Annotated in this window: 9 protein-coding genes; 8 read left to right on the top strand and 1 reads right to left on the bottom strand. The window is 52.1% G+C overall.

The window, feature by feature from the left end; all coding sequences use genetic code 11:
- Positions 1 to 52 precede the first annotated feature (52 nt).
- The 8 genes from ACI48K_RS02045 (at position 53) to ACI48K_RS02010 (ending at position 10335) form a co-directional block, all read left to right on the top strand.
- Positions 53 to 400: a hypothetical protein gene (locus ACI48K_RS02045; RefSeq protein WP_475025901.1), complete on the top strand. Its 348-nt coding sequence runs from the start codon at positions 53 to 55 to the stop codon at positions 398 to 400.
- A gap of 158 nt (positions 401 to 558) precedes the next feature.
- A complete protein-coding gene (locus ACI48K_RS02040; RefSeq protein ID WP_475025900.1) occupies positions 559 to 2367 on the top strand; it encodes a cache domain-containing sensor histidine kinase in 1809 nt (602 codons plus the stop codon).
- Positions 2364 to 4010 carry a response regulator transcription factor gene (locus tag ACI48K_RS02035; RefSeq protein WP_475025899.1) on the top strand — a complete coding sequence of 549 codons (1647 nt, stop codon included), beginning with the start codon at positions 2364 to 2366 and terminating at the stop codon, positions 4008 to 4010. The genes ACI48K_RS02040 and ACI48K_RS02035 overlap by 4 nt, the downstream gene beginning before the upstream one ends.
- Before the next feature lie 240 nt (positions 4011 to 4250).
- A complete protein-coding gene (locus ACI48K_RS02030) occupies positions 4251 to 5555 on the top strand; it encodes an ABC transporter substrate-binding protein (protein ID WP_475025898.1) in 1305 nt (434 codons plus the stop codon).
- Positions 5556 to 5652: 97 nt separating this feature from the next.
- Positions 5653 to 6582 (top strand): carbohydrate ABC transporter permease, encoded by a 930-nt coding sequence (locus ACI48K_RS02025; RefSeq protein ID WP_475025897.1) that lies wholly within the window; start codon positions 5653 to 5655, stop codon positions 6580 to 6582.
- A gap of 17 nt (positions 6583 to 6599) precedes the next feature.
- Complete coding sequence (locus ACI48K_RS02020) at positions 6600 to 7475, top strand: carbohydrate ABC transporter permease (RefSeq protein WP_475025896.1); 876 nt, start codon at positions 6600 to 6602, stop codon at positions 7473 to 7475.
- 13 nt (positions 7476 to 7488) lie between these two features.
- Complete coding sequence (locus tag ACI48K_RS02015; RefSeq protein ID WP_475025895.1) at positions 7489 to 8958, top strand: sulfatase; 1470 nt, start codon at positions 7489 to 7491, stop codon at positions 8956 to 8958.
- A 114-nt stretch (positions 8959 to 9072) separates the two neighbouring features.
- On the top strand, positions 9073 to 10335 hold the full coding sequence (locus ACI48K_RS02010) for an anaerobic sulfatase maturase (protein ID WP_475025893.1): 1263 nt from the start codon (positions 9073 to 9075) through the stop codon (positions 10333 to 10335).
- Here ACI48K_RS02010 and ACI48K_RS02005 read toward each other — a convergent pair.
- Positions 10332 to 10865: a chromate transporter gene (locus tag ACI48K_RS02005; protein ID WP_475025892.1), complete on the bottom strand. Its 534-nt coding sequence runs from the start codon at positions 10863 to 10865 to the stop codon at positions 10332 to 10334. The two genes, ACI48K_RS02010 and ACI48K_RS02005, sit on opposite strands and share 4 nt — an antisense overlap.
- Between the last annotated feature and the right edge of the window lies 1 nt (position 10866).

Here is a 10866-nt window from a genome sequence, read left to right as displayed (position 1 = left end):
TCCTAAATGTTCCCTTCCCACATATATATGGGTTAAAGGGAGCGTGAGCGAAATGGATCAAAAAGTGAAGCGATTTTATTCGCTGAAGCAAAAGCAAAAAGAAATCGAGAAGGAACTTGCCGAATTGCGGGGCGAGATTTTGGATTATTGCGAAAGCCAGGGCGCGTCTGAACTGGAAATCGGGAGTTATCTGGTAAAAATGGTCCGTCAGGAGCGCAAGGAGTTCGACGACCGGAAGCTTTACGAGGCGCTTCCCGATCCGGAGGTGTGGCGGCTGCTTTCCAAGGCCGATACCCAAAAGGTGGCGGGACTGATCAAACTAAACGTCATCAGCGAGCAGGCGATTCAAGGGACGTTTTCGGTAAAAAACATCACTTTGCTTCAGGTTGACAAAAAGTAAATAGGAGCAGTTTCACTCTGAGCCCGCGGACTTCTTCGCGGGTTCTTTGCCGTCCGTTCAGAACGTCCGGAAGGTATTGCCAAGGCGATTGTTTATATCCCTGAAAGCGTTCTTTTGGTATAGTGTAAAATAATTCTGCATGTCTTCGGGGGATAAAGATGCGATTATTTCGGAAATGGTTTATTCGCAACAGCAGCGTGCAAAACAAATTTCTGATTTCAACCCTATGCCTGGTTCTTATCCCGCTCGGCTTGTTCGGGGTTATTACCTTTCAGGTGTCCAAGCAGTCGATCGAGTCCCAGGTCAACCAGCTCAATCTCAAGACGCTGGGCCAGATTTCCGAAAAAGCGGACATGCTGCTCGACGACATCATTTCGGTTTCGAACACGTTTTACCTGAACGGGGAAGTCACTCACGGCTTTACATCCGACTACTCTCCGAACAGTTATGAGGAAGCGCAAATCCGTTCGGCTTTTGACCGGCTTATCACCAATTCGATTTATTCGTTCGGAAATTTAAATTTCGACGTGATTTTGCTGGGGCAAAACGGACTCAAATTATCAACGAGCCCGCTGGATTCATCGGTCCGCCTGCAGGATCTCGCCCAGCAGGACTGGTATCGCCTGGCAGCCGAAGCCAAGGGGAAAATTCTTTGGATTACCCAGCCGATTCCGGGACTTTCCACGCCGGGAGGCGAAGGCTCCTCGGTATATGCGGTACGGGTAAGCAACCGGTTTGACAGCTGGGCCCCCATCGGGCTGGTCATCATTCGGATCGACGAGGCCACGCTTCGAAATCTGTACTCCGGGTCGCTGAACAAAAATCAGGAGATTATCATCGCGAACAACGGTACTGTCGTTTCTTCCAACGACCGTTTTCTGGAGAAAGAAGATTTGAGAAGCCGCTCCTATTATAAAAAAATCAACGATTACGACTCGGGTTATTTCGTGGATCGGGAGAAAGGCGCCGACCAATTGATTTCCTTTCAAACGATCGGCAAAACCGGATGGAAGCTGGTCTCCTATACGCCAACCCGCACCGTATTGTCCAGCATCAACCGGATTCAGACGATCGTGCTTATCGTTTTCGCGATCGTCGTGCTCCTTTCTTTTACCGCCTCCTATATCATGGCAAGGCGCCTGGCTATTCCGATCAAGCGGTTGTATAAAAATTTCGGCCGTGTGGAAGAAGGCGATTTATCGGTGAGGTCGCCAGTATACAGCGAGGACGAAATCGGCCTCTTGACGCAGAAATTCAACCAGATGGTCGGGAAACTGGACGAACTGATGAAGGATGTCACCCGGGAGCAGCAAAACAAGCGGCAGGCCGAGATTCAAGCGCTGCAATCCCAGATCAATCCTCATTTTTTGTACAATACGCTCGCTTCCATTCGCTTTATGCTGTACAAGCATGAACCGGAAACCGTCGATTCGGTCATCGTGGCGCTCGTCCGGCTGCTCAAACAGTCGATCTCCGCGCCCGACGAATGGATACCGATCGAAGAGGAGCTGGGCATTCTGAAAAACTATTTGTATATTCAGCAGATTCGCCAAGGCGACAGGCTGGAGGTCAAATACGAAATCGAAGATAGTATTCTCGCCTACAGGACGATCAAGCTGATTTTGCAGCCGCTGGTGGAAAATGCGATTTTTCACGGGATTGAGCCGAAACGGGAAAAGGGCACGATCCTGATCAAAGGTTATCTCAGGGAAAGCGATGTTGTGTTTGAGGTCATCGACGACGGCGTCGGCATGGATGCCGAGCGCATGGGAAGCGATTCGCCTAGGCAGTCTCTCGGAGGCAAAGGCAAGCTGTCCCACGGCGGCGGCTTTCATAACGTTCACGAGCGCATTCAGCTTCATTTTGGCGAAACGTACGGCTTGGCCCTGGAAAGCGAAAAGGGCATCGGAACCCGGGTCACGGTACGGATACCGGCATTTTACAATTGGGAGGACAAGCAGCCATGAACATTCTCATTGTTGACGATGAACTGATTATCCGGGAGTGGTTTCGCATGACCGTGGACAAGCTTGGCGATGAATACCGCATTGTCGGGGAAGCGGCCAACGGGGAGGAAGCCCTGGAGTTATGCCGGGCCGGCCAGGTTGAACTCGTGGTAACGGATGTGAAGATGCCCGGAATGAACGGGCTTGAATTGATCAAACGGCTCAAGGAGGAGCAGCCCGGAGTGCGGTCGGTGATCTTTAGCTCCTACAACGAGTTTCAGTTTGCGGCCGAAGCGCTCAAATTCGGAGCCAGCGACTATATTCTTAAAGCGGAGGTTACGCTGCCGGGCCTGTCCGAGATTTTGCAGAAAGTCAAAAGAGATATCGAACTTGACCAGCGAAAAGCGACCGAACTGAATTCGCTCAGGCATGTCTTGAATCAGAACGAGCAGGCGCTGCGATCGGTTTATTTCCGGGAACTGCTTAAGGGGAGCGCTGCGGCAGCCCAACAATTCGACTCCAAAATGACCTTTTTTCACATTGGATTAACGGAGAGAAATCTGACTCTGCTGGCGCTTGGCGTGATCCGTCATCCTGAAGAACAGGGGGAGCAGCTGAAAATCGGCGAGGATGGTCTGCTGCAGCAGGCGATGATTAATATCATCAATGAAACGCTGCTGAATGAGACGGGAGGCGGTTGTTCGTTCCATTACGCCGAAGGCGTATATATTCTGCTGGTCAACGCCGCGTCGTCGGGTATGAAGTCGCAGCGCGAATTGCTGCTGCTTACGGCCAGCCGGGTTGCGGAGAACTTAAAAAGATTCCTTGGCGTAGAATCGGCCATCGGGATAGGCTTGACGTACAGCGGGCTCTCCTTTTTGCCAAAACAGCAGGCCGAGGCGCTTGAGGCGCTGGAGCGAAACCGGTTTTACGGCGACCGGAGCATCGCCTATTTTCAGGCGGCGGACGCCGGGATTCATGGGGAAAATACGGATATTGCCCTGCTCAAATCGCAGGCGGAATCCTTTTATAAGCGGCTGGAAGAAAGAAACAACGAAGAGGCGCTTCGCGAATTCGACCTTCTGCTGAATTCGGCCGCTTCCGGCAAAACAGTGCCGCCCAAGCAGCTCAAAGCGTCCATTCTCGAATTGATTTACTTGACGATTAACCATGCGCGCAGTTTGCAGGTTCCGGAGGACAAGCTTGAAGCGGTGCTTAGCGATGCAGCCGGACAAGCGGCGAAGAAGGAGACCTTCCTCGAACTGCGGCATTGGGCATCGGGCGCCGTCCAGAAGCTGGTTCATTCGATGGAAGCCTGCCGCCGCCGCTACGCCGAACCCGTGGAACAAGCCTGCGAGTATATCCGCCGGCATTATGCCGAGGAAATCCCGCTCAGACAAATCGCCGGACATGTTCATCTCAGCCGGACTTATTTCAGCGAATTGTTTAAGAAAGAGACCGGACTGAACTTTAACGAATATTTGATGCAAGTCCGTATGGAGCAAGCGAAGGATATCCTCAAGCGGCGCCAAGTACGGATTTCCGACGTTGCCGTGCAGGTGGGGTACGCGAACGCAAGCTATTTTATCAAATTGTTCAAAAAATACACGGGGTTTTCTCCCTACGAGTACATGGAATCGTACGGTAATTCCCGGGTTTATTGAAATTTAGCCTTCGGTTTGTTGAAGAAGCATCTCGCTTTGACGGGATGCTTTTTTAATGGGAAACCTGAATATTGTGCTATTCGAGTGAAATATTTTGCTATGAGCGACCAAGCCCGGGAGATATGCAGTTATGCAAATACGATCTTTATCGCAAAAGAGCGGAATCGGCCGTCACCGGCGGCGGAACCCATCATCTATACTGAGTTTGCAGCACGGAATGATAAAAGGGAGGTCATGATGATGAACAAAAAATGGCTGGCGACTGTGCTTGGTGTGACGCTTCTGGCAGGAACCGCACTCAGCGGCTGCGGGGGCAGCACGGAGCAACTAAGCAAAAATGAAGAAACCGGAGGAAACAAGAAAGCGACGCTCACCTTCTGGAGAGCGGGTACGGATGCCCAGGAGAACGCCTATTGGAAACGGGTCATCAGCGAGTTCGAAGCAAGCCATCCGGGAGTAACGGTGCAGATGAGCGAAGCTCCGTTCGGCAATGACATGGAGACCAAGCTGAACGCGGCTTATGCCAGCGGCACGTCCCCCGACGTATTGTCCTATACGCTTGCTTCCGTGGCTCAACGGGCCAGCTTGGGCCAATATGAACCGCTGAACGACTATTTGTCCGATTGGGACGGGAAAAGCGACATGATGGAAAACATCGTGGAAACGGGAACATATAACGGCAAGCTGTACGGGCTTGGTTTTATACCGGATCCTCGCGTTCTGTTGTGGCGTAAGGATTTGTTCAAGGAAGCGGGTCTAGATCCGGAGAAACCGCCGGGAAGCTGGGAAGAGCTGTCCGATTACGCACAGAAGCTGACGAAGAAAGACGGCAATACGACGACGCTCGCCGGCTTTGCCATTCCGACTACCGGCGCGTGGACGCTCTGGCAATCGTTCGTCCTGCAAAACGGCGGACAGGTCATCGACGAGCAAAACAACAAGCCGCTGTTCGATTCTCCTGAGGCGATCGAAGCGACTCAATATCTGGCGGACCTTGTGTCCAAAGGCGTGACGATTCCTTTCGACGCCAACAAGTCGAATGAGAACCTGTTCCCGCTCGGCAAAGCGGCCATCGCTTATGACAGCCCGACGGCATACACGAATCTTCAGACCGATCATCCGGAGTTGAAGGGCCAAATCGGCGTATCCGGTCCGATTGAAAGAAAGGAAAAAGCGACCTTCTCCGGCATGCGTCTTCTGTTCATGAGTTCGCAGAGCAAAAACAAAGAATTGGCCGCCGAATTCATGAAGCAGGTCATGTCCAAGGAAGAAACCTGGAAACGTTATCAGGAACTGGGCGCTCCGGTCGTGCTGAATTCGCTTAAAGAAGACTATATCAAAGACAAACCCGATATTAACCAAGCGATTTTCGATGCCGTTTCGTACGGAAAAGGAGCCGCAAAGGTGACTTATGCGCCGAAACTGACCGAAATCATCAGCCAAAATCTGGAGGCCGCCTTTTACGGCAAAATTTCGGCCGCGGATGCGATGAAAAACGGGGTTGAGCAAATGAACCAGGAGCTTCCTAACCTGATCGGCAAGTAAACGGTTTTCACGAGCAAAACGCCTGTTTGCGAAAAGCGCCAAGCAGGCGTTTTGCCGATCAAGACGCAAACTTATGAATCTGCGAGGTGACATCACATTGAAACCGGCCCTTTCCGACTCATTGGAAATGCAAACGAAGAAAAAGCCCAGAAACCGGCTGAATATTGATTATATTGGTTATGCGATGATCGCACCGGGTTATTTGATCTATTTCTTGTTCGTTTTCATCCCGCTGCTGGTCGGCTTGTATTACAGCTTCACCAATTACAATTTTTACAGCACGCCCGAGTTTGTCGGGCTGCATAACTATATCCGGCTATTTCACGACGCCCTGTTCGGCAAAGCTATGTACAACACGTTTATTTACGCGCTGTTTACGATTATACCTCAGTTATTCCTTGGCTTGATTATCGCCACCTTGCTTAACGGAAAAATCATCGGGCGAGTGTTCTCACGCGCCAGCATCTACATTCCGAACGTTACCTCGATGGTTGCCGTTTCGATGATTTGGCTGTGGATTTACGACCCGTCGCTGGGGATTTTAAACCGGATGATCAAGGTGTTCGGCTTCGATCCGGTGCAGTGGCTGTATAATCCGAAAACGGCAATGATGGCCGTCGTGATCATGAGCATCTGGAAGTCGATCGGCTATACGATGATCGTATATCTGGCCGGTCTGCAATCGATTCCGTCGAGCTTATATGAGGCGGCCCATATGGACGGGGCCTCCAAGATCCGGCAATTTTTCTCCATTACGATTCCGATGCTGAAACCAACCACGTTTTTCATTCTGGTCATGTCCTGCATCAATTCGTTTATGGTGTTCGAGCAAGTGAACATCATGACGAGCGGCGGACCGTTAAACTCGACGACCACCATCGTTCATCAGATTTACCTCCGCGGTTTTCAGGATTTCCAAATGGGGTACGCTTCGGCGATGGCCGTCATTTTGTTTATCATTACGCTGGCGATCACCTTGATTAACTTCCGGTACGGCAATCAAGGCGATGATTTGGACGTCGATTAATACAGATTGAAGATGGGGTGGAGAACTTGAATAACAAACGAAGCGGACGAATTCTTCTGTCAGCGGCTTTGCTGGTTGCAGCCGTCTTGATGCTGCTGCCGTTCCTGATTATGATCCTGACCTCGTTCAAAACGATGGGCGAGATCCAATCGCCGACCTTCTCCCTGTTTCCGAAGGTATGGCATTTCGATAATTACTCCAAAGCTCTGTCGCAGGGCGATTGGGCGAGATATTTTTATAATTCCTTTGTGATTACCGCGGTTACGGTCGTGGTCAGCCTGGTGCTTAATTCCATGGCCGGTTACGCCTTTGCGCGGCTGCAGTTTCCCGGGCGGAACCTCCTGTTCTTCTCGGTGCTGATCGGCATCATGGTGCCGGCGCAGACGACGCTCATTCCGACGTTCCTGATGATGAAGCAATTCCCGCTGGCCGGGGGCAACAATTTATTCGGCAAGGAAGGCATCGGGTTCATCAACAGCTACATCGGCTTGATTTTGCCGTTTATCGCCGGGTCTTTTGGAATCTTTTTATGCCGTCAGTTTTTCCTTAACTTCCCGCGAGCACTGGACGAAGCGGCGCAAATTGACGGAGCCTCCAAATTCCGGGTGTTCTTTCAAATCTACTTGCCGCTCAGCAAGCCGATTCTCGCCACTTTGGCCATTTTTAAAACCACGTCCGCCTGGAACGATTACATATGGCCCCTGATCATGACCAACACGAATGAAATGCGAACGGTACAATTGGGGCTGACCATTTTCCGCGGAGAGACGAATGTGGAATGGAACCTGCTGATGGCGGCAACCACGCTGGTGGTTCTTCCGCTCATCGCATTGTTTCTGGTAGCGCAAAAATATTTCGTACAAGGTATTGTAACGACGGGTTTGAAAGCTTAAGGAGGGGATTAGCATGAAAACCGTTATGGTCATGATGGACACGCTCAATCGCCGCAGCCTTCCGGCCTACGGCGGCGAAGCTCATACGCCGAATATCGACCGGGCGGCGGAAAAATCGGTCGTATTCGACCAGCACTGGTCCGGATCGCTGCCGTGCATGCCCGCAAGGCGTGACCTGATGACGGGACGAACGGCTTTTTTGGAAAAAGGCTGGGGCGGCATCGAACCGTTCGACCGGACACTGCCGGAGGTATTGCGCGAGGCGGGCATTTTCAGCCATATTGTGACAGACCATTACCACTATTTCGCCAAAGGAGGAGAAAATTATTGCCAGGCGTTTACGACCTGGGATTTCCACCGGGGACAGGAGGGCGACCCGTGGAATTCGGTCGTCACCGAACCGGAGAAACCGGAGAAGTTCTACGGGCGGATTGCGGGTCAATACGAGCTTAACCGTCGCCGGTTTGTGGGCGAGGAGGATTTTTCCGGACCGAGAACGATGGCTGCGGCTTGCGAATGGCTGGAGCAGAACAAGGACGAGGACAACTATTTCCTGCTGGTTGAAGCGTTTGACCCCCATGAGCCGTTTGATTTTCCGCAGCATTATCTGGATTTGTATAAAGACGATTATAAAGGTCCCCGGTTTGAGTGGCCGTTTTACGGCGACGCCAATGTGCCGGAGGATGCGCTTCAGCACCTTAATAAACGGTATGCGGCTAACTTAAGCATGATCGACCATTGGTTCGGCAAGCTGCTGAATACGATGGACCGGCTTCAGCTATGGGAAGATACGTTGTTCATTTTTACGACGGATCATGGCTTTTTGCTGGGCGAACATCAGCTGCTGGGTAAAAACCAGATGCATGTCTACAACGAGCTTGCCCATATTCCGCTCATGATCCGGCCGCCGGGCGGTCAAGGGTCCGGAGCGCGTTTGGAAGCGCTGAGCCAGAACATTGATCTGATGCCGACGATTCTCGATTACATGGGCGTTCCGATCCCGGATTCGGTCAAGGGATTTTCGCTGAGAGGCCTGCTCGAGGGCAAAGAAGAGAAAGTGCGCGAAGCCGCGATTTACGGCTACCACGGCATGGCCGTCAACGTCACCGACGGGACTTATACGTACAAGCGGGCGCCGAAGTCGGCCGACAACCACCCATGCCACATTTACACGGCCCTGCCGACATCGTTCCGGTCGTTTCTCGGCGCGGGCGCGGAGGAGAAGATCGAGTTCGGACGGTTCCTTCCGTATACGAATTATCCGGTGCTGAAGTTTCCGCTTACCGTTCAAGGCGAGCCGTACGATAATAACCGCAAAGTGATGCGGACGCTGCTGTTCAACATCCGGGAGGATTACGCGGAGGAGCAGCCGCTGCAGGACGAAGCGGTGGAAGCGCGTATGACGGAGCTGCTGAAGATTGAGATGAAAAGAGCCGAGGCTCCGGCGGAGCAATATATCAGACTGGGACTCGATGATAAGTAAGCGGTGCGCATGTTTTGCATATGAAATGCCTGGAAACCGGTATAATGAATGCCCGGTTTCCGGGCCTGTTTTATATCGGGCGGATGGCGCTTGCCACAAAGGAGGAGACGAGACATGAGCAGTCCTTGTTCATTAAACGGGCATGGAGATATCGGCGTGATGTGGAAGACGGTCTCGGAGGACTGCAACCTGGCCTGCGATTATTGCTATTACAGCACTTGCGGGGGAAAGCCAGGTCCGAAGATCAATCGGATTGAGCCCGGTATTCTGGACAAGTTCATCAAAGAATACATGGGCACGGCCCGGGGCAGGGCTTCTTTTGCCTGGCAGGGCGGGGAGCCGCTGCTTGCCGGACTGCCTTTTTTCGAGGAAGTGGTCGCGCTTCAGGCGGAACATGCACTGACGAATACGGTGATCAGCAATTCCTTGCAGACGAATGCGACGCTGATTAACGATAAGTGGGCGGCTTTTTTCCGGAGTTACCGGTTTTTGATCGGAGTCAGCCTCGACGGGCCAAAGGAAATTCATGACGCCAGAAGGGTCGATTCCAGGGGGCAGGGAAGCTTTGAACGGGTAATGAAAGGAATCGGTTATTTAAGAAAACACGGGGTGGATTTCAATATTCTCACGGTTTTGCATAAGGGAAATATCGGCAGGGCCAAAGAACTGATGCGGTTTTACGAGGAAGAAGGGTTCGATTACGTGCAGTTTATTCCCTGCATGTCGTTCCGCTCGCAGGAAGTCGGCATGCCCGGCGTGTACGAAATCACCCCCGAGGAGTACGGCGATTTTCTGTGCGAGGCGTTTGACTATTGGTACGGAGACGGGACCCCACGAATCTCCATTCGTTTTTTTGATAATATGCTGAGCGTTTATCTTCATCGGGAAGCGGAGCTATGCGTGCACAGCTCAGGGTGCAGCACGATGCTGGTGCTGGAACAAAACGGGGATGCCTATCCTTGCGATTTTTATATCCATCCGGATTGGAAGATAGGGAATATAGCGACGCATACCCCCGAGGAAATGCTGTCGCACCCGGCGCGTAGCGCTTTTCTCGGGCTGAAGCCGGCGCTGCCGCCGGCATGCCTCGCATGCGAATACCGTCCGCTATGTCACGGAGGCTGTCCCCGCAACCGGAGGTGGGCCGAGGATTTTGGTTCTTCGGAGACCGATTATTTCTGCGTAAGCTACAAGAAAGTGTATGCTTATGCGGACGAACGGATGAAGAAACTGGGGACAAATCTGAGAGAGCAGTTGTTTCAAAGCAACCTGAAACGTTATTTGAATGGAAGGCTGCCGGGCAGGAATGAACCCTGCGCCTGCGGCAGCGGCAGAAAATACAAGCACTGCTGCGCTTCCGAAGGCATGCAGGCCTAAAACAGAATAATTCCCGCACAGGCCGACATGAAAATAACCATAAGCGGATGGAGTTTATATTTCACGACAGCCAGAAACGCAGCGGCGCCGATCACCAGAGGCACCAGCGTTGTCCAATTGAAGACGGCCCCGGAAGGGTCCGGGAATCCGAAATGAATGGCCGCGTACAGAATAAGACCCGTTATAATGGGCCGCAAGCCGTAAAATGACGATTTAACCCAAGGATTGGAATGGATTTTAAAGAAAAAGGCGGCAATCAAAACGACAATCATCAAGGAAGGCAAAATAATTCCGACCGTAGCGGTGATCGCTCCCGGCAAGCCGGCCGTATTGTAGCCGATCAGCGTCGCGCTGTTGGTGGCAATCGAGCCGGGAGACATGCCGGAAAGAGACACGATCCGCCGAAATTCCTCCGGGGACATCCAGCCGTGCCGGTCCGATTCGAATTGAATCATGGAAATGACGGCGTAACCGCCTCCGAAAGACATTAAACCGATTTTAAAAAAGGAAAAAAACAGCTGCCATAACACG

The organism is Paenibacillus terrisolis (assembly GCF_056171975.1).
The sequence above is the reverse complement of the archived record's forward strand: the minus strand, read 5'-3'. Positions and strand labels throughout refer to the sequence as shown.

Coding starts and splice junctions, on each gene's coding strand:
- ACI48K_RS02030 (WP_475025898.1), top strand. CDS start 4,251: ATGAACAAAAAATGGCTGGCGACTGTGCTTGGTGTGACGCTTCTGGCA.
- ACI48K_RS02010 (WP_475025893.1), top strand. CDS start 9,073: ATGAGCAGTCCTTGTTCATTAAACGGGCATGGAGATATCGGCGTGATG.
- ACI48K_RS02045 (WP_475025901.1), top strand. CDS start 53: ATGGATCAAAAAGTGAAGCGATTTTATTCGCTGAAGCAAAAGCAAAAA.
- ACI48K_RS02040 (WP_475025900.1), top strand. CDS start 559: ATGCGATTATTTCGGAAATGGTTTATTCGCAACAGCAGCGTGCAAAAC.
- ACI48K_RS02015 (WP_475025895.1), top strand. CDS start 7,489: ATGAAAACCGTTATGGTCATGATGGACACGCTCAATCGCCGCAGCCTT.
- ACI48K_RS02035 (WP_475025899.1), top strand. CDS start 2,364: ATGAACATTCTCATTGTTGACGATGAACTGATTATCCGGGAGTGGTTT.